Below are 21,198 nucleotides of genomic sequence, written 5' to 3'. Positions count from 1 at the left end.
GCGTGCGGCGGCCTTTCCCCTTTCGCTGTTCCTGTCCCCGTTTCCCCTGCCCGCCCCAGGCGGGCGGGCCCGTCGGCCCCGGAGGGTCCGCTGAACACCGTGCTCGCCGCGACCGTCTCCGTCGCCGTCCTCCTCGCGGTCCTGGCGTTCGCCGTCGTCCGCCCGCGCGGGCTGCCCGAGGCCGTGCTGGCCGTGCCCGCCGCCGTGCTCGTGGTGGTGATCGGAGCCGTACCGCTCAGCGAGGCGCGTGAGCAGACCGAAGACCTGCTGCCGGTCGTCGGATTCCTCGCCGCGATCCTCGTCCTCGCCCAGCTCTGCGCCGACGAGGGGCTCTTCACGGCCGCCGGTGACCTGGTCGCCCGGATCTGCGGAGGCCGTACCGTACCGCTGCTCGGCGGGGTGTTCGTGGTGGCCTCGGTCATCACCGCCGTGCTCTCGTTGGACGCCACGGTCGTGCTCCTGACCCCCGTCGTCTTCGCCACCGCCGCCCGGGTGGGCGCCCGCCCGCGCCCGTACGTCTACGCGTGCGCGCACCTGGCGAACTCGGCGTCGCTGCTGCTGCCCGTCTCCAACCTCACCAACCTCCTCGCCTTCACCGCGAGCGGACTCTCCTTCACCCGGTTCGCCGCGCTGATGACGCTGCCCTGGCTGGCCGCCATCGCCGTCGAGTACGTCGTCTTCCGCCGGGTCTTCGCCGAAGACCTGGCCGCCGGAGCCCACGCGCCGGACCCGGAAGCCGAACGCACCGAGGTGCCCGTCTTCACCCTGGTGGTGCTGGTGCTGACCCTGCTGGGCTTCGTCGTCACCTCCTTCGCGGGCGCGGAACCCCTCTGGGCGGCGCTGGCCGGTGCCCTGGTCCTCGGGGTGCGCGCGCTGGGGCAGCGCAGGACCACGCCGCTGCGGCTGCTGCACTCCGCGAACGTGCCGTTCTGCCTCTTCGTGCTCGCCCTCGGCGTCGTGGTCAAGGCCGTCGTGGACCACGGGCTCGGCGACGGCATCGGCAAGGTGCTCCCCGACGGCTCCTCGCTGACCGCGCTGCTGGCCGTCGCGGCCGTCGCCGCCGTGCTGGCCAACCTGATCAACAACCTCCCCGCGATCCTCGCGCTGCTGCCGGTCGTCGCGGCGGCCGGCCCCGGGCCGCTGCTCGCCGCGCTGATCGGCGTCAACCTCGGCCCGAACCTGACGTACGTCGGCTCGTTGGCCACCCTGCTGTGGCGTCGCATCCTGCACGCCCACGACTCCCCGCCCGACCTCGGCCACTTCACCCGGCTCGGCCTGCTGACCGTCCCCGCCACGCTCGCCGTCTCCACGGTCGCGCTCTGGGGGTCGCTGGAACTGATCGGGGTGTGAAAAACGAGCCACCCGGGGCCGATTAGCCTCGTACGCATGAACGAGAACGTGTACGTGGGCAACGCCGGCGCGGACGCGGCGCTTGACCGGGGATGGATCCTCGGGCACTTCAAGGACGCGGCCGACCCCCGCCACAGTGAGGACGTCGAGATCAAGTGGGGCGTCCACCCGCGAGGCGACGAGCGGGCGCAGTGGGTGCGGGGCGAGGAACGAACGGCCCTGCTGGTGCTCATCAGCGGGCGGTTCCGGGTGGAGCTGCCCGGCCGGGAGGTGGTGCTGTCACGGCAGGGCGACTACGTCGTGTGGGGCCACGGCGTCGACCACTCCTGGTTCGCGGAGGAGGAGTCGGTCGTGCTGACGGTCCGGTGGCCCTCGGTGCCCGGCTACGCGGTACCCGATGCCGGCGGACGCGGGCAGGGCTCGGGAGTGGACGTTTGTGCGACTATGTCCGCTGCGCGTACCGACGACGAAGGAGCCGCATGTTCGCTGTGAGCCTGGGTGAGGACGGGGCCGAGCTCTGCCCGCTGGAGGTCTGGCAGGCCGAGGAGCTCCTCGCCCACATGGACCGGGCCCGCCCGGCCCTCGACCCCTGGATTCCGTTCGCGTCGCAGGCCACCGACCTGCCCTCCGCCCGCGTCCTGCTCCAGCGGTACGCGGACAAGCAGGCGGCGGACACCGGACGGCTCTACGGCATCCGGCTGGACGGCGTCCTGGTCGGCGGAGTGATGTTCCGGATCTTCGACGCGGAAGGGGGCAACTGCGAGGTGGGCTGCTGGCTGGAACCGGACGCCACCGGCCGTGGCCTGGTCACCCGGGCCGTACGCGTACTCATCGACTGGGCCGTCGACGTCCGGTCGATGCACCGGATCGAGTGGCACGCCTCCGCCGGGAACACCCCGTCCATCGACGTGGCCCGCCGCCTCGGCATGACCCGCGACGGGGTCCTCCGGGAGAGTTACCCGTATCACGGTGTGCGCCACGACACCGAGATCTGGTCGGTCCTCGCCCCGGAATGGCGGGCCGCACGGGCGTGAGCCGGCGGTGACGGCGTCCGGCGGGGCCGTGACGTTAAGAGGGTTCTCATACGGGGCACCTAGCGTGCGGCGCATGAACACCTCCACCGCCAAGACCTCTACCGTCCCTGCCGCCGAAGACGCCGGCGAGGAGCAGCAGCCGCCCACGTCCGACGCCGCCGACGCGGTGGCGCAGGGCGGCTCCCCGGCCACCGGGGAGAAGAACGGGCCGTCCGTCGCCCTCGGCAAGACCGACGCCCTCACCAAGACCGCCGGGTCCGAGGAGTTCGAGGACCTGGACGAGAGCTTCCACGACGAGGACCTCGACGACGACGCGGCCTCCCGGGGCATCGGCGCCGGAGCCGGGGCCGTCGTCTCGACCGCCCTCGGCGTGGTCGGCCTGGTCGGCGGCTGGACCGGCAAGGTCGCCTCCGAGCGCGAGACCCTGATCGGGCAGATCAAGACCTCCAGCGGTGGCAGTGCCGCCCAGCAGATCTCCGAGATCTACGGCGACTCCTGGCACACCACCGCCCTCGTGAACGGCATCTTCGCGATCCTCGCCCTGCTCGTCGGCGTCTACGTGCTGGTACGGCCCGCCTTCGGGGCGCCCTCCGCGAAGCCGCAGCCGTCCTGGATCCGCTCCGTCGCCCTCGGCGGCGTGGTGCTCGGCGCGATCGGGCTGGTCCTCTCGATCGCCATGTTCTTCGACCTGATCGTCGCACTGCCCAGCACCTGAGGCTCCCGGGTGGTGACCGGATCCCCGGATCCGGTCGCTACCTGACCTCCACCAGCAGGATGCGGTCGTCGCCCGGCTCCGGTTCGCCGCGTCCGTCGGTGTTGCCCGTCACCACCCACAGCTTGTCGCCGCCCGCCGCGACCACCGTCCGCAGCCTGCCGTACGTCCCCTCCCAGAACGCCTGGGGCTCCGCCAGGGGCTCCTTCGCCGAGCCGGTCAGCGGAATCCGCCAGAGCCGCTCGCCGCGCAGACCCGCCATCCAGATCGAGCCCTTCGCGTACGCGATCCCGCTGGGCGACGCCTCGGCCGTCTTCCACTGGGCGACCGGGTCGACGAAGTCGCCGCCCGCGCCCTTGGGCGCGATGCCCTCCACGTCGGGCCAGCCGTAGTCGCCGCCCGGTTCGATCAGGTTCAGCTCGTCCCAGGTGTCCTGGCCGAACTCCGAGGCCCACAGCCGTTTCTCGCCGTCCCACGCCAGACCCTGCACATTGCGGTGTCCGGGCGAATAGACGACCGAGTCCGCCTCCGGATTGCCGTGCACCGGCTCCCCGTCCGGGGTCATCCGCAGGATCTTGCCCGCCAGCGAGTCCTCGTCCTGGGCCAGCCCGTCGTCGCCGGTCTCGCCGGTGCCCGCGTACAGCATCCGGTCCGGACCGAAGGCGATCCGGCCGCCGTTGTGGACCGCGCCCTTCGGGATGCCGCGCAGGATCGTGTCCGGCGCCCCCAACTGCTCACCTGCGGGCCGCCGTTCGTCGTACACCATCCGGGCGATGCGGTTGTCGGACTCGGTGGTGAAGTACGCGTACACCTGGTGGTCGGCGCCGTACGTCGCGGAGACGGCCAGCCCCAGCAGCCCGCCCTCCCCGGCGGGCGACACCCCGGGAACGGACCCCAGGAGCGTCTTCTTCCCGGTCTCGGCGTCCACCCGGGTCACCGTGCCCTCGTCCCGGGAGGAGACCAGCAGATCGCCGCCCGGCAGCACCGCGAGCCCCCAGGGGGAGGCCAGGCCGGTGGTGAGGGTGGAGACGACCTTCGCCGACCCCTCGGCCGGCGGCAGCGAGACCGTGGGGGAGGGGGAGGCGGACGGCGAGGCGGCCCCGTCGGGGCCGGTCGCACCGGGGATCTCCGGTCCTCCCGGGTCCGCCGACGACGAACAGCCGGCCGTCAGCGCCAGGGCCGCCGCCGCGAGGAGAGCCACCGCCGGGCCGCGTGCCCCGGTGACGCGTACTGATCCGAACACCGAACCGCGCACAGAACCGATCCTTCCCCGGGCCCAACGGGCCCCCTCGTCCGCTCCCGGGCCGCCCGTCCGCGGGCCGCCCCCGCCCATGGTGCCCGTACCGGCGCCCCGTATTCGGGCATCGCGGCCAGAAGACAGGTCGCTCCCTCACCGGCCCTCCGGTGGGCCGGGTCCCGCCGCACCCCGGCGGGCATCGGATGACCGTTGCCGCCCTCACCCCTCGACGACGGCAGGGGGCGTCAGTCCCACGACCCGAGGGCCCGCGGGAGCGCGGCGATCTCGGCCAGATCGCGGTCGGTGAGTGCCAGTGCGGCGGCCCCGGCGTTCTCCACCGCCCACTCCTCCCGCTTCGCGCCCGGCACCGGCACCACGTGCGGGCCCTGCCGCAGCACCCACGCCAGCGCCACCTGCGCGGGCGTGGCCCCGTGCCGCTGCGCGACCCGGCGCAGCCCGGCCACCACCGGCTGGTTCGAGGCCATCATCTCGGCGGTGAACCGCGGGTGCCGGGCCCGGGGGTCGTCCGGTTCGAAGCCCTGCCCCGGCTTCAGGGTGCCCGTGAGGTAACCGCTGCCGAGCGGCATCGCGGCCAGCAGCCCCACCCCGCGCGCGGTGCACCAGGGCAGCAGGGACACCAGTGCCTCCGGGGACCACACCGACAGCTCCGCCTCGACCGCGCTGACCGGGAAGACCTGCTGCACCCGCTCCAACTGCCGGATCGTCGCGTCGTGCAGCCCCGCCCGGGACCGCCGCGGGACCAGCGCACCCACGGCGCAGAGCCCCAGCGCCCGCACCTTCCCGGCCGTCACCAGCTCCGCCATCGCGCCCCAGGTCTCCTCCACCGGCACCTCCGGATCGGCGCGGTGCAGCTGGTACAGGTCGATCACATCGGTCTGCAACCGCCTCAGCGAGGCGTCGCAGGCCCTGCGCACGTACCCCGCGCGGCCGTTGGCGACGATGTGCTGATCCCCCACCAGCAGACCGCACTTGGTGGAGATGAAGGCGTCGTCCCGGCGGCCCCTCAACGCCCGGCCGACCAACAGCTCGTTGGTGAACGGGCCGTACATGTCCGCCGTGTCGAGCAGCCGGACCCCCGAGTCCAGGGCCGCGTGCACCGTACGCACCGAGCGTTCGCCGAGCCGTTGTGACGCGCTGTAGCCCCAACTCATCGTCATGCAGCCCAGCCCCACCGCGCCCACGGTGAGCGCCGCCCCACCGATCGTCCTGCGCTCCAACTCCCCGAACCCTCCCCAGGTCGTGCCACCGCCCAGGGCCCGCCCCGTGCTCGTCCCACGATAGGGAGTGGATCAGCACATCGCGTCACGCGGCTCGGGCCGAAGGCGTCTTCCGCGGGTACCGGAACGCCTCGTCCCAGCGTCCCGGACGCCTTCGCATAGCCTCGGGAACATGACTTCCACGACCCGCGCCGACGTGTGGCTTCCCCTCCCCGCCGATTCGATGACCGGGCTCCCCGAGGGCCTCGACTACCACTTCTGGGACGGCGGGGACGAGTTCCCGGCCGACCCGGCGCAGTGCGCCTTCTACGTGGTGCCGTACATGAAGGGAGCCGAAGCCTCCGTCCGTCCGATTCCCCTGATGCGCTCGGTACGGGTCGTGCAGACCCTTTCGGCCGGCACCGACCACGTGGAGCCCGCCCTCGCGGGGCTCCCCGCCGGTGTGCGCCTCTGCAACGCCAAGGGCGTGCACGAGGCTTCCACCGCCGAACTCGCGCTCACGCTGATACTCGCCTCGCTCCGGGACGTCCCGGGCTTCGTGCGGGGCCAGGACGCCGAGGATTGGCGGTCCGGCTTCTACCCGGCGCTCGCCGACAAGTCCGTGCTCATCGTGGGCTACGGCTCGATCGGTGCGGCCGTCGAGGACCGGCTCGCGCCCTTCGAGTGCGCGCGGATCACGCGCGTCGCGCGCACCCCCCGTACCACCGCGCGCGGGCCCGTGCACGCCCTCGACCGACTGCCCGCGCTGCTCCCGCAGGCCGACGTGGTGATCCTGTCCACCCCGCTGAACCCGTCCACACGAGGGCTGGTGGACGCCGCGTTCCTCGCCGCGATGCCGGACGGCGCACTGCTGGTGAACGTCGCCCGGGGCCCGGTCGTCGACACCAAGGCGCTGCTGGTCGAACTGGAGTCGGGGCGCCTGCGGGCCGCTCTCGACGTCACCGACCCGGAACCGCTGCCGGCGGGCCATCCGCTCTGGCACGCTCCCCACGTCCTGATCAGTCCGCACGTGGGCGGCAGCACCTCCGCGTTCCTGCCGCGCGCCAAGCGGCTGATCGCCGGCCAGTTGACCCGCTTCGCCGCCGGGGAGCCCGTTCTCAACGTCGTGCGCACCACCGGCTGACAGCGGTCCGGAGCCGTGTTGTCGCGCCCTGTGCGCACAACACCCCAGGTCGTCACGGAGAGTAGAGGAAGTATGGCTTTGCGTGACGAGTCTGGTGTATCGTCCAGAGGCGGGGGCTGCGCCGTGGAAGGACGGCGGCGGGGCGGGCAGCTGGACGCGAGGGGGCAGTGGGCGATGTGCGGCCAAAAGCGGGACGGACGGACGCCGAACCGGCGGCAGCGGTCTTTGACGGGAGCGCTGCCGGGCAGCCGCCTGCCGTCGCGACCGGTGCCGCGCCGCGTGCCGGTGGGCCGGAGTGTGCCGGCGCCGCACGGAGCGGTGCGGCGGACTGCCCCGGACCCAGGGGCCGTCCGGTGAGCGCCCTGGACGCATCGCTCTCCCGCCGGACGGCCGCGTCCGCCCGCGCGAGGGTGCTGCCCCAGGTCCTGCTCGCCCTCGTCTGCGCGGGGTACGCCGTCGGCGCCGCCGTCGGCTGGGGATCGACCCGACTGGCGCTCTTCATGGGCGACTTCGGCCTCAGCCTGGCGGCCCTCATCGCCTCCGTCTCCTGCTTCCTGTACGCGGGCGCGGCAGGCCGGCCCGCCCGGGCCGCCTGGCTGCTCTTCTCGTTCTCCTCCGCGATGGCCGCCTGCGGCAACGCCGTCTGGGGCTGGTACGAAGTCGTCCTCGACGGGCACGTACCCCCGCTCTCCGCCGCCGACTTCTTCTTCCTCTGCTTCGCGCCGCCCGCGATCATCGGACTCCTGGTGCTCGCCAAGCGCCCCGTCAACCGGGCCGGCTGGTTCTGTCTGGTGCTCGACAGCTGGCTGATCGGCGGATCGCTGCTCACCCTCTCCTGGAGCCTCGCCCTCGCCCACACCACCGACGTCGTCGGCGAGGGGGAGAGCGTCGCCCGCGCCGCACTCTCGCTGGCCTACCCGCTGCTCGACATCGTGCTCGTCTCGATGGTCCTGGCCCTGCACTTCCGGCAGAACAACGCCAACCGCTCGGCGGTCAACACCGCCATCGCCGGACTCGCCCTGACCGTCGTCAGTGACGCCCTGTTCACCTCGCCGCTGCTCCGCTCGACCTACCACTCGGGCCAGCTCCTGGACGCGGGCTGGTTCGCCGGCTCGCTCCTGCTCGCGTACGCGCCCTGGGGCGTACGGCACACGGCCGGGCACCCCGAGTGCGCCGAACGCCCCGGCCGGGCGGCGCGCGCCACCAGTCGCCCGATCGCCGGATCGCTCGCCGCGCTCACGCCCTACCTCGCCGCCGCCGTCTGCACCCTCGGCATCCTCTACAACGTGGTCGAGGGACGCAGGGTCGACGCCGTGGTGGTCTTCACCGGCTGCGCGGTCGTGCTGGCCCTCGTGCTGCGCCAGGCGATCATGCTGCTGGACAACCTCACCCTCACCCAGGAACTCGCCCAGCAGGAGAACCACTTCCGCTCCCTGGTCCAGGGCTCCAGCGACGTCATCATGATCGCCGACGCCCACGGCAAACTCCGCTACGTCAGTCCGGCGGCGGCCGGGGTCTACGGCTGCCCGGCGGAAGACCTGCTCGAAGCCGAACTCATCTCGATCATCCACCCCGACGACCGCGGCAGAGTCGTCCACCAGGTGCGGCGCTTCCTCGCCGCCCACCCCGTCGAGGAGCCCACCACCCGGATCGAGTGCCGCTTCCGTTCGGGCGCCGGGGACTGGCTCAACGTCGAGTCCACCGTCAACCGCCACCACGGCGGCCTCCTCCTCAACAGCCGCGACGTCACGGAACGCGTCCGCCTCCAGGCCCAGTTGCAGCACAACGCCGAACACGACCCGCTCACCGACCTGCCCAACCGGGCGCTCTTCACCACCCGGGTACGCCAGGCCCTCGGCGGAAGGCGGGCGGGCGACCTCGGCACCGCCGTGCTCTTCATCGACCTCGACGGCTTCAAAGCCGTCAACGACACCATCGGGCACCAGGCGGGCGACGAACTCCTCGTCCAGGCCGCCCAGCGGCTCGCCGACTCCGTCCGGGCCGGGGACACCGCCGCCCGCCTCGGCGGCGACGAGTTCGCCGCACTGATCCTCGGCGACGGCACCCGCGACCAGGCCGCCCGGGAGTACCAGGTCCACGAGATCGCGGACCGGCTCCGCCTCACCCTCTCCCAGCCGTACCTCATCGGCCCCGGCGAGGTACGGGTGGCGGCCTCCATCGGTGTCGCCTTCACCGAGCCCGGGATCACCCCCACCGACCTGATGCGCAACGCCGACCTCGCGATGTACCGGGCCAAGGCCGCGGGCAAGGACCGGGTCGAGCTGTACGCCCCCCAGATGCAGGCCGACGTGGTGCGCCGCTCCGAGCTCGCGGTCCGGCTGCGCACCGCCCTGCGCGACGGCGAGTTCGCCCTGCTCCACCAGCCCGTGGTGCACCTCGCCACCGGCACCGTCGCCGCGGTGGCCGCCCAGGCGCGCTGGCGTTCCGCCCAGGGCATCCTCTTCACCCCCGCCGAGTTCCTGCGTGCCGCCGACGACGGCGACCGCACCGCCGAGCTCGGCCGCTGGCTCCTGGAGGAAGCCGTCCAGCAGGCCGCCGAGCGCACCAGGGCCGGGTACCCGGTCTCCGTGTCCGTACGGCTCTCCGCCGGGCGGCTGCTGGACAACGCCCTGCCTTTCGGCTCGGTCGAGGCGCTGCTGACCCGGCACGGCCTGCCCTCCGGCGCCCTGATGATCGAAGTGGGCGACAGTGACCCCCGGATCTCCTTCGACGAACTCGAACGCCGTCTCGTGGCGCTGCGCCGCCTCGGTGTGCGCATCGCGCTCGACGGCTTCGGCAGCGGGTACGCCGCCATCAACGCCCTGCGCCGCCTCCCCGTCGACGTACTCAAACTCGACCGGGGTCTCGTCGAGGGCGTGGTGGAGTCGGCGCGCCTGCACAAGATCACCAGCGGGCTGCTGCGGATCGCCTGCGACCTCGGGATGCAGTCGGTGGCGGACGGCGTGGACGTCCCGGAGCAGGTGCTCGCGCTGCGGGCCATGGGGTGCACCCACGGCCAGGGGATGGCCTTCTCGGGGCCGCTGGACGAGTACCGCCTGCGCCACGCGCTGCGGCGCGGGCACTTCCCCGTACCCGGCGTACCAGCAGCTCAGCCGGTTCTCGCGGGGGGGTCGCCGCCCCGGCTGGGCGGCTCACATGATGAGACGTCCGTCCCACCCGCTTGACACGGCCGCCGTGCCGGAGAGAGGGTCAATGCCATGCGCACCCGAATTCTCGTACTTGGAAAGCGCGTCGGCTGAAGCGGAGTCCTACGACACTCCGCTTACCGCACCGGCGCGCTCCCCTCGCTTGCCTCACGGCACGAGGGGTTTTTTGTTGCACTGGCACTCCCCAAAACCCCGCAAAACCCTCAGCCTCGAGAAGAGAATGCCGATGACCGAGCAGGCCACCGGGGCCCACCACCCCCAGTCGCGGTCCCGTAACGGTGGACAGCCGTCCGCCATCGTTGAGCACGTCACGGGCGCGCAGTCCCTCATCCGTTCTCTCGAAGAAGTCGGCGCCGACACGGTATTCGGCCTTCCCGGCGGCTGCATTCTCCCCGCCTACGACCCGCTGATGGACTCCACCCGGGTCCGCCACGTCCTGGTGCGGCACGAGCAGGGTGCGGGCCACGCCGCCTCGGGGTACGCCCTCGCCACCGGCAAGGTCGGCGTGTGCATGGCGACTTCGGGCCCCGGCGCCACCAACCTGGTGACCCCGATCGCCGACGCGCACATGGACTCCGTGCCGATCGTCGCGATCACCGGGCAGGTCGTCACCGCGTCCATCGGCACGGACGCCTTCCAGGAAGCCGACATCTGCGGCATCACCATGCCGATCACCAAGCACAACTTCCTGGTGACCAACGCCGACGACATCCCGCACACCATCGCCGAGGCGTTCCACATCGCCTCCAGCGGCCGTCCGGGCCCGGTCCTCGTCGACATCGCCAAGGACGCTCTCCAGGCGCAGACCACCTTCAGCTGGCCGCCCGTCCAGGACCTCCCGGGCTACCGCCCGGTCACCAAGCCCCACGCCAAGCAGATCCGCGAGGCCGCCCGTCTCATCACCCAGGCCAAGCGCCCGGTGCTGTACGTCGGCGGCGGCGTGATGAAGGCCGGTGCCACGGCGGAGCTGAGGGTCCTCGCCGAGCTCACCGGAGCCCCGGTCACCACCACCCTGATGGCGCTGGGCTCCTTCCCCGACAGCCACCCGCTGCACGTGGGCATGCCCGGCATGCACGGTTCGGTCACCGCCGTCACCGCGCTGCAGAAGGCCGACCTGATCGTCGCCCTCGGCGCCCGCTTCGACGACCGCGTCACCGGCAAGCTGGACAGCTTCGCCCCCTACGCCAAGATCGTGCACGCCGACATCGACCCGGCCGAGATCGGCAAGAACCGCCTCGCCGACGTGCCGATCGTGGGCGACGCCCGCGAGGTCATCGCCGATCTGATCCAGGCGGTCCAGGCGGAGCACACCGAGGGCAACACGGGCGACTACAGCGCCTGGTGGAAGGACCTCAACCGCTGGCGCGAGACCTACCCCCTCGGCTACGACATGCCCGAGGACGGCAGCCTCTCCCCGCAGCAGGTCATCCAGCGCATCGGTGAACTCGCCCCCGAGGGAACGATCTTCGCCGCGGGCGTCGGCCAGCACCAGATGTGGGCCTCGCACTTCATCCAGTACGAGCAGCCCGCCACCTGGCTCAACAGCGGCGGCGCCGGGACCATGGGCTACGCGGTCCCGGCCGCGATGGGCGCCAAGGTCGGCCGGCCGGACGCTCCCGTCTGGGCCATCGACGGCGACGGCTGCTTCCAGATGACCAACCAGGAACTCACCACCTGCGCCCTGAACAACATCCCGATCAAGGTCGCCATCATCAACAACGGCGTCCTCGGGATGGTCCGCCAGTGGCAGACCCTCTTCTACAACCAGCGGTACTCCAACACCGTGCTGAGCGGCGGGGCGGACACCGACGGCGTCCCGCAGCGGGGCACCCGGGTGCCGGACTTCGTCAAGCTGTCCGAGGCGATGGGCTGCTACGCCATCCGCTGCGAGGACCCCGCCGACCTGGACAAGGTCATCGAAGAGGCCAACGCCATCAACGACCGCCCGGTCGTCATCGACTTCATCGTCCACGAGGACGCCATGGTGTGGCCGATGGTCGCCGCCGGCACCTCCAACGACGAGGTCATGGCCGCCCGCGGTGTCCGCCCCGACTTCGGCGACAACGAAGACGACTGAGAGACAGAGAGACCGACTCCATGTCCACCAAGCACACGCTCTCGGTTCTCGTCGAGAACAAGCCCGGTGTCCTCGCCCGGATCACCGCCCTCTTCTCCCGGCGCGGGTTCAACATCGACTCGCTCGCCGTCGGGACCACCGAACACCCCGACATCTCCCGCATCACCATCGTGGTCAATGTCGAGGACCTGCCCCTGGAGCAGGTGACCAAGCAGCTCAACAAGCTGGTCAACGTCCTGAAGATCGTCGAACTGGAGCCCGGCGCTGCGATCCAGCGCGAGCTCGTCCTGGTGAAGGTCCGTGCGGACAACGAAACCCGCTCGCAGATCGTCGAGATCGTCCAGCTGTTCCGCGCCAAGACCGTCGACGTCTCCCCGGAGGCGGTCACGATCGAGGCGACCGGAGGTGCCGAGAAGCTGACCGCGATGCTCAAGATGCTGGAGCAGTACGGCATCAAGGAGCTCGTCCAGTCGGGCACCATCGCCATAGGGCGCGGCGCGCGCTCGATCACCGACCGATCCCTGCGCGCACTCGACCGCACCGCATGACCCCGCGGGGGGTCCGCGGCGCGGAGCCCGGACCCTCCGCCCCCGTCTCGCCGTTCGGATGGCGAGACCGGAGCACGTACACGGCGCCCCCCGCCGTACGGTGGGACGCAACACCTGCACACCAAGGAGAAACACCAGTGGCCGAGCTGTTCTACGACGCCGACGCAGACCTGTCCATCATCCAGGGCCGCAAGGTCGCGGTCATCGGCTACGGCAGCCAGGGCCACGCCCACGCGCTGTCGCTGCGCGACTCCGGCGTCGACGTGCGCGTCGGTCTGCACGAGGGCTCCAAGTCCAAGGCCAAGGCCGAGGAGCAGGGCCTGCGCGTGGTCACCCCGGCCGAGGCCGCGGCCGAGGCCGACGTCATCATGATCCTCGTGCCGGACCCGATCCAGGCCCAGGTCTACGAGGAGTCCATCAAGGACAACCTCAAGGATGGCGACGCGCTGTTCTTCGGCCACGGCCTGAACATCCGCTTCGACTTCATCAAGCCGCCGGCCAACGTCGACGTCTGCATGGTCGCCCCCAAGGGCCCGGGTCACCTGGTCCGCCGCCAGTACGAAGAGGGCCGCGGCGTTCCCTGCATCGTGGCCGTCGAGCAGGACCCGTCGGGCAAGGGCCTGGAGCTGGCCCTCTCCTACGCGAAGGGCATCGGCGGCACCCGCGCCGGCGTCATCAAGACGACCTTCAAGGAAGAGACCGAGACCGACCTCTTCGGCGAGCAGGCCGTCCTCTGCGGTGGCACCGCCGCCCTGGTCAAGGCCGGTTTCGAGACCCTGACCGAGGCCGGCTACCAGCCGGAGATCGCGTACTTCGAGTGCCTCCACGAGCTGAAGCTCATCGTGGACCTCATGTACGAGGGCGGCCTGGAGAAGATGCGCTGGTCCATCTCGGAGACCGCCGAGTGGGGCGACTACGTCACCGGCCCGCGCATCATCACGGACGCCACCAAGGCCGAGATGAAGAAGGTCCTCGCCGAGATCCAGGACGGCACCTTCGCCAAGAACTGGATGGCCGAGTACCACAACGGTCTGCCCAAGTACAACGAGTACAAGAAGGCCGACGGCGACCACCTGCTGGAGACCACCGGCCGCGAGCTCCGCAAGCTCATGAGCTGGGTGAACGACGAGGCGTAAGCCTTCCGGCCGCCGGACGGGTCCCGCCCGCACGAGGGGGACCCGTCCGGCGGCCACACGCCCGGCCCCGTGTCACTGCGGGGCGCGACGGGCGGCACACGCACGGACCGGAAGGCCGCGTCCGGAGGTGTGGTCGTACGTATGTACAGGCTGTCCACCCTCGGATGAGTGATCCTTCCACCGGGGCGCGTTCAACGCCCCGGCGCATGACTACACTGCTCAACACATATACGCGTCAGGGCCCACAGTGTCGTGCGTCTACCACGCGGCTAGCCTCCACCGCCTGCGGCCGTCGGGACGGCCGTCCGCACTGGGATTTGTGAGGACACACGTGAGCTCGAAACCTGTCGTACTCATCGCCGAAGAGCTGTCGCCCGCCACGGTCGACGCCCTGGGACCGGACTTCGAGATCCGGCACTGCAACGGCGCCGACCGCGCCGAACTGCTCCCGGCCATCGCCGATGTCGACGCGATCCTGGTGCGTTCCGCCACGAAGGTCGACGCCGAGGCCATCGCCGCGGCGAAGAAGCTCCGGGTCGTCGCCCGTGCGGGTGTCGGTCTGGACAACGTCGACGTCTCCGCCGCCACCAAGGCCGGTGTGATGGTCGTGAACGCACCGACCTCCAACATCGTCACGGCCGCCGAGCTCGCCTGTGGTCTGCTGGTCGCCACCGCCCGCCACATCCCGCAGGCCAACACCGCCCTGAAGAACGGCGAGTGGAAGCGCTCGAAGTACACGGGTGTCGAGCTGAGCGAGAAGACCCTCGGTGTCGTGGGCCTCGGCCGCATCGGCGTGCTGGTCGCCCAGCGCATGTCCGCCTTCGGCATGAAGATCGTGGCGTACGACCCCTACGTGCAGCCGGCCCGCGCCGCGCAGATGGGCGTCAAGCTCCTCAGCCTGGACGAGCTGCTGGAGGTCTCCGACTTCATCACCGTCCACCTGCCCAAGACGCCGGAGACCCTCGGTCTCATCGGCGACGAGGCGCTGCACAAGGTGAAGCCCTCGGTGCGCATCGTCAACGCCGCCCGCGGCGGCATCGTGGACGAAGAGGCGCTCTACTCCGCCCTCAAGGAAGGGCGCGTCGCCGGAGCCGGCCTCGACGTCTACACCAAGGAGCCCTGCACGGACTCCCCGCTCTTCCAGTTCGACCAGGTCGTCTGCACCCCGCACCTCGGCGCCTCCACGGACGAGGCCCAGGAGAAGGCCGGTATCGCCGTCGCCCGCTCGGTGCGCCTCGCGCTCGCCGGCGAGCTGGTACCGGACGCCGTCAACGTCCAGGGCGGAGTCATCGCCGAGGACGTACGCCCGGGCCTGCCGCTCGCCGAGAAGCTCGGCCGCATCTTCACCGCCCTCGCGGGCGAGGTCGCGGCCCGTCTCGACGTCGAGGTGTACGGCGAGATCACCCAGCACGACGTGAAGGTGCTCGAACTCTCCGCGCTCAAGGGCGTCTTCGAGGACGTCGTGGACGAGACCGTCAGCTACGTCAACGCCCCGCTCTTCGCGCAGGAGCGCGGTGTCGAGGTCCGCCTCACCACCAGCTCCGAGTCGGCCGAGCACCGCAACGTCGTCACCGTGCGCGGCACCCTCTCGGGCGGCGAGGAGGTCTCGGTCTCCGGCACGCTGGCCGGCCCCAAGCACCTCCAGAAGATCGTCGCCATCGGCGAGCACGACGTGGACCTGGCGCTGGCCGACCACATGATCGTCCTGCGCTACCAGGACCGTCCCGGTGTCGTCGGCACCGTCGGCCGCATCCTCGGCGAGGCCGGTCTGAACATCGCGGGCATGCAGGTTTCGCGCGCGGACGTGGGCGGCGAGGCGGTCGTCGTCCTCACCGTCGACGACACCGTCCCGCAGTCGGTGCTGAACGAGATCTCCGAGGAGATCGGGGCCGCCATGGCCCGCTCGGTGAACCTCGTCGCCTGAACCGTTTCCCGCACCGCGTGCCTCGGCGCGCCGTGGCCTTCGCACGCCGTGACCCGCGCACGCCGTGACCTTCGCACCCGGGGCCCGTACGTCTTGTGAGACGTACGGGCCCCGGGTGTTTCGCTGTTCGCGCTGTTCCCGCTGTTCGCGACGTGTAACGGGCGCCTCGCCCGTTCCGCCCGGTCGGCTGAATAGTCCGGTATGGGCCTGGAGTTGGGCCCTGGGGCCCACGACTCGGACGGCCGGCCGCCCTTAGCGTGTGCGGCAGTCGTGTCGCGTACGGGCACCGGGGGTTGGGGTCAGCATGTCGGCAGTCGGTGGGATACCCGTGGGCGGGGCCGCAGGGGCTCCGGCGCCCGGTGGCAGACAGCCGTTGCCGCGCGCGCTGGCCCTGGCGCAGATTCTCCTCATGGTGCTGGCCGCCGCGACCGCGGTGGGCGCCGTCGGCCTGTTCGGCTCCGCCTTCGCGGTGGACGCGGTGGGCGGTCGGCTCCTCGGCGTCGCCGCCTGGGCGGCCCTGCCCGGAGCGCTCGCCTGGTGGCTCTCGCGCCGGCTGCACGAGGGTGGCAACGGCCTCAGGTGGGCGCTGATCGCCCTCCAGCTCTGGCTGGCGGCCGGAGGCGTCTCCAACCTCGCCGACGGTTCGGCGCACGGTCTGACCCAACTCGCCGTACCCGTGGCGGTGCTCGTCCTCCTCTTCCGGCGCCGCAGCCGGGAGTGGTTCCTGCTGCCGCCCGGACGCCGGGCGGCGAAGCCGGAGTTCTCGCTCCCGCACATGATCACCTGGCGCCGCGACCGGGGTCAGACGGCGCTGGAGTACCTGGGCCTGGTCCTCATCGTCGTCGCGCTCGTCGGGGCGCTCACGGCCGGCGGGCTGGGCGGCCGGATCACCGAGGGTCTCCAGTCCGCGATCTGCTCGCTCACCGGCTCCTCCTGCCCGGCCTCCGGCAGCGGTTCGGTGGAAGCGGGCGGCAGTACGGGCGGCGAATCGGGTACGGGCGGTGCGACCGGCGGCAGTTCGGGTACGGGCTCCTCCGGCGAGGGCTCGTCGACGACCACCGGCGGCACCGGACCGGACGGCGGCTCCACGACGACCGGAGGCACCGCGACCGGGGGCTCTTCCACGGAGGGATCGGCGGCCGGCGGGTCCGCTTCGGGGGCCACCGGCGGGACCACGTCCGGTTCCACCGGCGGCACTTCCACCGGCGGCACTTCCGGCGGTGTCTCCGGCGGAACTTCCGCCGGCCCGGACACGTACCCCGAGACGAGCGAGGAGCCGGAAGCCGCCTACGACACACCGGCGTCCGTCACCGATCCCTCCGGCGACGAGGGCGGCGAAGGGGGCGGTGAGAAGAAGGAAGAGAAGGACTGCGGCGGCTGGGGATTCTTCGGCTGCGCCTGGGACCAGACGACCCAGGTGGTCAAGGGCGTCGCGGTCGACGGTGTCTGGGGCGACCTCACCGGCATCGTCAGCCTCGTCAAGCCGGAGACCTGGTCCGGCATCGCCGACTACGGCAAGCAGCTCGGCAGCGACTGGATGCGGGACTCCAAGGACGCCTCGGGCAAGTGGAGCGACGGCGACTACCTCGGCGCGGTCTTCGACTGGGGCAAGGCATCGGTCAACACCGTCGTCAGCGTCGGCGACACCGTGTTCGTCGGCGACGAGGTGCGCGACCGGTGGAACAACGGCGAGAGGACCCGCGCCGTCACCGACGTGCTGTGGAACGTCGGCTCGCTCTTCATCCCGGGCTACGACGTCGGCAAGGTCGCCGGAAAGGTCGGCGAACTCGGCAAGATCGGCAAGGCCGCCGAAGAGGTGGCCGAGGCGGCCGGGGACGCGGGCGCGGCGGCCCGCCGGGCGGCCAAGGCAGCCGAGGCGGGTGACCTGGAAGGGCTGAGCAAGGCGGCGAAGGAGGCCGACGAGGCCGCCGACAAGGCCGAGGACGCGGCACGCAAGACCGGCTGTGTCATCGCCTCGGGCCCGCTCGTCCGCACGGGGCCGGGCGGCGGGGCCCCGGGCGGCACCCGCCCGGGTGGAGGAGGGGTCGCCGGGTCGGGCACGGCCGTTCTCGCCTCGGGCCCGGCGGGCCGGATCGTCCTCGCGGAGGGCGGCTGCGACACGGCAGCGAAGGAGGCCGCGGAGAAGGCCCGCGCCGACGCCCGTGCCGCCGCGCTGGAGAAGAAGCGGCTGGAGGAGCCCGAGCGGGCCCGTAAGGCGGCCGAGGACCTGAAGCAGTACCCGGAGCCCCGCCACGGGGACACCTCGGACCCCCGCAACTACGAACCGGCCCCCTGGGCGAAGGACTTGAACGACCCCGAGCTCGGCTCCGCGGACCTCGGCGACGGCTACTGGGCGAGCCGCGACCGCAACCCCCAGCCCAACTGGACCAACGAGTCCTGGCTCCGCTACCAGGAGCAGGTCACGGGCACGGTCCGAGGTCGGGAGTACGTCGTGCCCAGCACCAAGGAGGGCAAGCCGGCGGTCGAGTACGACGGCTGGGACTCCGGCAGGCAGACGTTCCTGGAGGCGAAGAACGGCTACACCAGCTACCTCGCCCAGCCGGGCAAGGCGGCCCTCACCGCCTCCGGCAAGGAGAAGTTCCTCGCGGAGGCGCGCGCCCAGGTGGAGGCGTCCGGAGGACGCGCCGTCGAATGGCACTTCTCCGATCCGGACGTGGCCAAGGCGGCCCGTGCCGCCTTCCGCGAGGAGGGACTGCCGGTCAAGGTGGTGCACACCGCGCAGAAGCCGATCGACAGCGCGCGGAAGCCGGGCGCGTTCGACTGAAGGCCGTCCGGCGCGGAGCAGTGGGGCAGCCAGTAGATCCTGTCGGTCTCGTTGCTACGGTCGCCGGGTGGAGAACTGGGACGGGGACGGGGTCCGCGCGCGGATTCGGGAGATGGCCGCAGCGGACCCGGGGTTCGCTCGTTTCGGGGCACGTACGCACCGGTACGCGCTGGAACCCCGGCTGCCGGAGACCGAGATCCGGGCGTTCGAGGCGTTCCACGGGATCGCCCTGCCGGTGGAGTACCGCTCCTTCGTCGCCGAGGTCGGCGACGGTCCGGCCGGGCCGGGGCATGGGCTGATGCCGTTGGTCTCCCTCGGCGCCGAGGCGGCCGAGGACGGGGACCGGGCCGTGGACGACGAGTGGGCGGAAGACCGGAGGCCGGGCCGGCTCTCCGCGCCGTTCCCGCTCACCGGACCGCTGCCCGGCCGGATCGGGTCACCGGGGCTCGAAGAGCTGACACCCGGCACGCTCGTGCTGGCCGAGGAGGGCTGCGCGATGTTCCTCCGGCTGATCCTCAACGGCCCGTACGCGGGGGAGATCTGGCGCATCGATCCGGACTGGGGCGGCTTCACGCCGGCGAGTTCCGGTTTTCGCGCCTGGTACGGCGACTGGCTGGCGAGCCGTTGACGCGGCTCGTCACCGCCGGACCGACTCGTTTGCCCCGTTTGCCCCGTTGCCCCGCGCTCCCGCGAACCCCGCCGCCCGGGGCGCGGCCAAGCTGCTAGCCTTCCGGAGGCCGTGCGAGAGAACGAGGAGGTGGTACCCGTGAACCAATTCACTGTGGTGCTCTCCTCCGGGGTCACGGTCGGGCGATAGGTCGTCCGGGAGCGCCGTCACGAGCTCTCCCGAAAGGCACGACCATGCGTTTCACTTCCGAACGACGCCTCGACGAAACCATGTTTGAGCGCGAGTTCACCCTCGGCGACATCCCCGGCATCCTGTGGACGCCCGCATCGGCATCCGGGTCCGCGCCGGTGCCGCTGATCCTGCTCGGCCACCCCCCGCTCGGGCTGGGCAAGATGTACCCCCGGCTGGTGGGGCGGGCCCGGCAGGCCGTGGCCGACGGCTTCGCCGCAGCCACCGTCGAACTCCCCGGAAGCGGCGACCGGCCCCGCCTGGCCGCCGTCGACCAGGCCCGTGCGGACATGCGCCGGGCCGTCCAGGCGGGCGAACCGGTCGGCGACGACACCGTCGACGCCCTCGTCCTCCCGCTGGTCGAACAGGCGGTCCCCGAATGGCAGGCCGCCATCGACGCCCTCCTCGCGCTGCCCGGCATCGACGGTCCGGTCGGGTACTCGGGGGGAGTGATCTCCATCGGAATCCGGCTGGCGCTGGTCGAGCCGCGCGTCTCGGCCGCCGTCCTGTTCGCCGGGAGCTTCGTACCGCGCGCCATCCAGGAGGAGGCCCGCCGGGTCACCATTCCGCTCCACGTCCTGTTGCAGTGGGACGACGAGGGGAACGACCGGCAGGCAGCCCTGGACCTCTTCGACGCCTTCGGCTCCGAGGAGAAGACGCTGCTCGCCAGCATGGGCGGCCACACCGGCGTCCCGCAGTCGGCGGGTGAGGACGCGGCCCGCTTCCTCACCCGGCACCTGAGCTGAGGGGGCACCCGTAGGCGGTGTCCGGCGGACACCGCTTCAGCGGTACGGCCCCTGTCGGCAGCGGCAGGGGCCGTACGCTCCCCGGGGCGACTCCTACGGGGTGTTCGCGGCGATCGTCCGGCCGTGCACGACCTCCTGCTCCCACCGGTCCTCCGGCTGGGTGTGCAGCCGCCAGTAGTGTTCGGCGATCAGATCAGGGTCGAAGGAGGTACCGGGCACCACGGGCCCGTCCACGGTCACGGAGGCGACATGGACGCCCCGGGAGCCGTACTCCAGGCCGAGCAGGTGCACCAGGGTCCGTACCCCGGCCTTGCCGAGGGAGAGGCTGACCCATCCGGGCTTCGGCTCGGGCATTCCGCCGGTGACGAGGAAGGTGCCGCGCCCGCGCTCCGCCATGCCCGGCGCGACGTGGGCGGCGGTGGTGAGCGCGCCGCCCACGTTGACGGCCCAGGCGCCGAGCTGACCGGAGGCCGAGAGTTCGCCCGGTGCGTCCGACCTGATGATCGCGGCGTTGTACACCACCACGTCGGCCGGGCCGAACTCGTCGGCGGCCGCGTCCAGGGCGGCGCGCAGCGCCTCCTCGTCGGTGGCGTCGGCCGTCAGCGTGAGCAGCGGGCCGCCGTCGGCCGGAATCGCCTGGGCGGCGGCCTTCAGCGTTCCCTCGCCGCGTGCGAGGAGCGCCACCGGCAGACCCTCCCGCGCGAACCTGCGAGCGACCGCCGCGCCGATTCCGGTACCCGCTCCGACGACGACTGCTCCGGACATGCCGATCTCCCCAACTCGCCTTGCCTGCGGTGACAATGAGGACGGTAGGACCTCACACCGGTGTGAAGGTCAAGGCGGTCGACGGCGCGCGCCCCGCGACCGGACGGCAGGGGGACGGGCATGCGGATCGGTGACCTCGCTGAGGCGACCGGGGTGAACAGGCGGCTGCTGCGCTACTACGAGGAGCAGGGCCTGCTCCGCCCGCGACGGCTCGCGAACGGCTACCGCGACTACGACGACGGGGACGTCGTGGCGGTGCGCAGCATCCGCTACCTCCTCGCGGGCGGCCTGCCCACCTCGGTGATCGCCGGGCTGATGCACTGCGTGCACGCCGAGGACGACCGGCTCGTCCCCTCCGGCTGCCGGGGCATGGTCTCCGCACTGCAACGCGAAACCGCCAGGGTCGCCGAGGCGATCGCCGGCCTGCGGGCCTCCCAGGAGGCGCTCGACGCCATGCTCGCCGCCGCCGTGCGCAAGCTTGGTGAGTGACCGGCGCGGCT

At 71.9% G+C, this 21,198-nt stretch carries 17 protein-coding genes; 14 read left to right on the top strand and 3 right to left on the bottom strand.

All coding sequences use genetic code 11. The features are described from left to right. Nucleotides 1–90: 90 nt before the first annotated feature. The 4 genes from OHT52_RS06995 (at nucleotide 91) to OHT52_RS06980 (ending at nucleotide 3,099) form a co-directional block, all read left to right on the top strand. Nucleotides 91–1,350 carry an SLC13 family permease gene (locus OHT52_RS06995; RefSeq protein ID WP_328723640.1) on the top strand — a complete coding sequence of 420 codons (1,260 nt, stop codon included), beginning with the start codon at nucleotides 91–93 and terminating at the stop codon, nucleotides 1,348–1,350. A 36-nt stretch (nucleotides 1,351–1,386) separates the two neighbouring features. Continuing rightward, nucleotides 1,387–1,842 carry a signal peptidase I gene (locus OHT52_RS06990; protein ID WP_328719262.1) on the top strand — a complete coding sequence of 152 codons (456 nt, stop codon included), beginning with the start codon at nucleotides 1,387–1,389 and terminating at the stop codon, nucleotides 1,840–1,842. Continuing rightward, entirely contained in the window at nucleotides 1,830–2,384 is a 555-nt protein-coding gene (locus OHT52_RS06985; RefSeq protein ID WP_328719261.1) for a GNAT family N-acetyltransferase, read from the top strand. Before OHT52_RS06990 ends, OHT52_RS06985 begins: the two co-directional genes overlap by 13 nt. A 73-nt stretch (nucleotides 2,385–2,457) precedes the next feature. Next, entirely contained in the window at nucleotides 2,458–3,099 is a 642-nt protein-coding gene (locus OHT52_RS06980; RefSeq protein ID WP_328719260.1) for a hypothetical protein, read from the top strand. 37 nt (nucleotides 3,100–3,136) lie between these two features. On the opposite strand, the gene OHT52_RS06975 is transcribed toward OHT52_RS06980, so the two are convergent. Beyond that, nucleotides 3,137–4,297, bottom strand: coding sequence for a PQQ-dependent sugar dehydrogenase (locus OHT52_RS06975; protein ID WP_443046771.1), 1,161 nt, complete (start codon nucleotides 4,295–4,297; stop codon nucleotides 3,137–3,139). A 281-nt stretch (nucleotides 4,298–4,578) separates the two neighbouring features. Further along, nucleotides 4,579–5,535 carry an aldo/keto reductase gene (locus tag OHT52_RS06970; RefSeq protein WP_328723639.1) on the bottom strand — a complete coding sequence of 319 codons (957 nt, stop codon included), beginning with the start codon at nucleotides 5,533–5,535 and terminating at the stop codon, nucleotides 4,579–4,581. Nucleotides 5,536–5,743: 208 nt separating this feature from the next. Between OHT52_RS06970 and OHT52_RS06965 the strand changes: the two genes are divergently transcribed. The 9 genes from OHT52_RS06965 (at nucleotide 5,744) to OHT52_RS06925 (ending at nucleotide 19,933) form a co-directional block, all read left to right on the top strand. Then, nucleotides 5,744–6,694, top strand: a complete 951-nt coding sequence (locus tag OHT52_RS06965; protein ID WP_328719258.1) for a 2-hydroxyacid dehydrogenase — start codon at nucleotides 5,744–5,746, stop codon at nucleotides 6,692–6,694. Nucleotides 6,695–7,047: 353 nt separating this feature from the next. Beyond that, nucleotides 7,048–9,879, top strand: a complete 2,832-nt coding sequence (locus OHT52_RS06960) for a putative bifunctional diguanylate cyclase/phosphodiesterase (protein WP_328719257.1) — start codon at nucleotides 7,048–7,050, stop codon at nucleotides 9,877–9,879. Nucleotides 9,880–10,081: 202 nt separating this feature from the next. Continuing rightward, nucleotides 10,082–11,938, top strand: a complete 1,857-nt coding sequence (locus tag OHT52_RS06955) for an acetolactate synthase large subunit (protein WP_328719256.1) — start codon at nucleotides 10,082–10,084, stop codon at nucleotides 11,936–11,938. 20 nt (nucleotides 11,939–11,958) lie between these two features. Continuing rightward, nucleotides 11,959–12,486: an acetolactate synthase small subunit gene (ilvN, locus tag OHT52_RS06950; RefSeq protein WP_328719255.1), complete on the top strand. Its 528-nt coding sequence runs from the start codon at nucleotides 11,959–11,961 to the stop codon at nucleotides 12,484–12,486. A 137-nt stretch (nucleotides 12,487–12,623) separates the two neighbouring features. After that, nucleotides 12,624–13,622 carry a ketol-acid reductoisomerase gene (gene ilvC, locus OHT52_RS06945; protein WP_328719254.1) on the top strand — a complete coding sequence of 333 codons (999 nt, stop codon included), beginning with the start codon at nucleotides 12,624–12,626 and terminating at the stop codon, nucleotides 13,620–13,622. A gap of 331 nt (nucleotides 13,623–13,953) precedes the next feature. Next, on the top strand, nucleotides 13,954–15,546 hold the full coding sequence (gene serA, locus OHT52_RS06940) for a phosphoglycerate dehydrogenase (RefSeq protein ID WP_328719253.1): 1,593 nt from the start codon (nucleotides 13,954–13,956) through the stop codon (nucleotides 15,544–15,546). A gap of 304 nt (nucleotides 15,547–15,850) precedes the next feature. Further along, on the top strand, nucleotides 15,851–18,331 hold the full coding sequence (locus tag OHT52_RS06935) for a Tox-REase-5 domain-containing protein (RefSeq protein ID WP_328719252.1): 2,481 nt from the start codon (nucleotides 15,851–15,853) through the stop codon (nucleotides 18,329–18,331). Between the two features lie 67 nt (nucleotides 18,332–18,398). Next, nucleotides 18,399–18,959 (top strand): SMI1/KNR4 family protein, encoded by a 561-nt coding sequence (locus tag OHT52_RS06930; protein WP_328719251.1) that lies wholly within the window; start codon nucleotides 18,399–18,401, stop codon nucleotides 18,957–18,959. A gap of 233 nt (nucleotides 18,960–19,192) precedes the next feature. Beyond that, complete coding sequence (locus OHT52_RS06925) at nucleotides 19,193–19,933, top strand: dienelactone hydrolase family protein (RefSeq protein WP_328719250.1); 741 nt, start codon at nucleotides 19,193–19,195, stop codon at nucleotides 19,931–19,933. Between the two features lie 93 nt (nucleotides 19,934–20,026). Here OHT52_RS06925 and OHT52_RS06920 read toward each other — a convergent pair whose 3' ends face one another. Then, nucleotides 20,027–20,698: an SDR family NAD(P)-dependent oxidoreductase gene (locus tag OHT52_RS06920; protein WP_328719249.1), complete on the bottom strand. Its 672-nt coding sequence runs from the start codon at nucleotides 20,696–20,698 to the stop codon at nucleotides 20,027–20,029. A 120-nt stretch (nucleotides 20,699–20,818) separates the two neighbouring features. On the opposite strand from OHT52_RS06920, the gene OHT52_RS06915 reads away from it, so the two are divergent. Continuing rightward, on the top strand, nucleotides 20,819–21,187 hold the full coding sequence (locus OHT52_RS06915; protein WP_328719248.1) for a MerR family transcriptional regulator: 369 nt from the start codon (nucleotides 20,819–20,821) through the stop codon (nucleotides 21,185–21,187). The last annotated feature ends 11 nt before the right edge of the window (nucleotides 21,188–21,198 follow it).

It is taken from the genome of Streptomyces sp. NBC_00247, assembly GCF_036188265.1.
GTDB lineage: Bacteria > Actinomycetota > Actinomycetes > Streptomycetales > Streptomycetaceae > Streptomyces.
Note: the sequence above shows the minus strand (reverse complement) of the source record. Positions and strands in the feature narration are given on the sequence as shown.

Bases quoted from the DNA above. Each gene is read 5' to 3' on its own strand.
- OHT52_RS06990 (WP_328719262.1), top strand. From the start codon at position 1,387: ATGAACGAGAACGTGTACGTGGGCAACGCCGGCGCGGACGCGGCGCTT.
- OHT52_RS06985 (WP_328719261.1), top strand. From the start codon at position 1,830: ATGTTCGCTGTGAGCCTGGGTGAGGACGGGGCCGAGCTCTGCCCGCTG.
- OHT52_RS06980 (WP_328719260.1), top strand. From the start codon at position 2,458: ATGAACACCTCCACCGCCAAGACCTCTACCGTCCCTGCCGCCGAAGAC.
- OHT52_RS06965 (WP_328719258.1), top strand. From the start codon at position 5,744: ATGACTTCCACGACCCGCGCCGACGTGTGGCTTCCCCTCCCCGCCGAT.
- OHT52_RS06955 (WP_328719256.1), top strand. From the start codon at position 10,082: ATGCCGATGACCGAGCAGGCCACCGGGGCCCACCACCCCCAGTCGCGG.
- ilvN (WP_328719255.1), top strand. From the start codon at position 11,959: ATGTCCACCAAGCACACGCTCTCGGTTCTCGTCGAGAACAAGCCCGGT.
- OHT52_RS06935 (WP_328719252.1), top strand. From the start codon at position 15,851: ATGTCGGCAGTCGGTGGGATACCCGTGGGCGGGGCCGCAGGGGCTCCG.
- OHT52_RS06925 (WP_328719250.1), top strand. From the start codon at position 19,193: ATGCGTTTCACTTCCGAACGACGCCTCGACGAAACCATGTTTGAGCGC.
- OHT52_RS06920 (WP_328719249.1), bottom strand. From the start codon at position 20,698: ATGTCCGGAGCAGTCGTCGTCGGAGCGGGTACCGGAATCGGCGCGGCG.
- OHT52_RS06915 (WP_328719248.1), top strand. From the start codon at position 20,819: ATGCGGATCGGTGACCTCGCTGAGGCGACCGGGGTGAACAGGCGGCTG.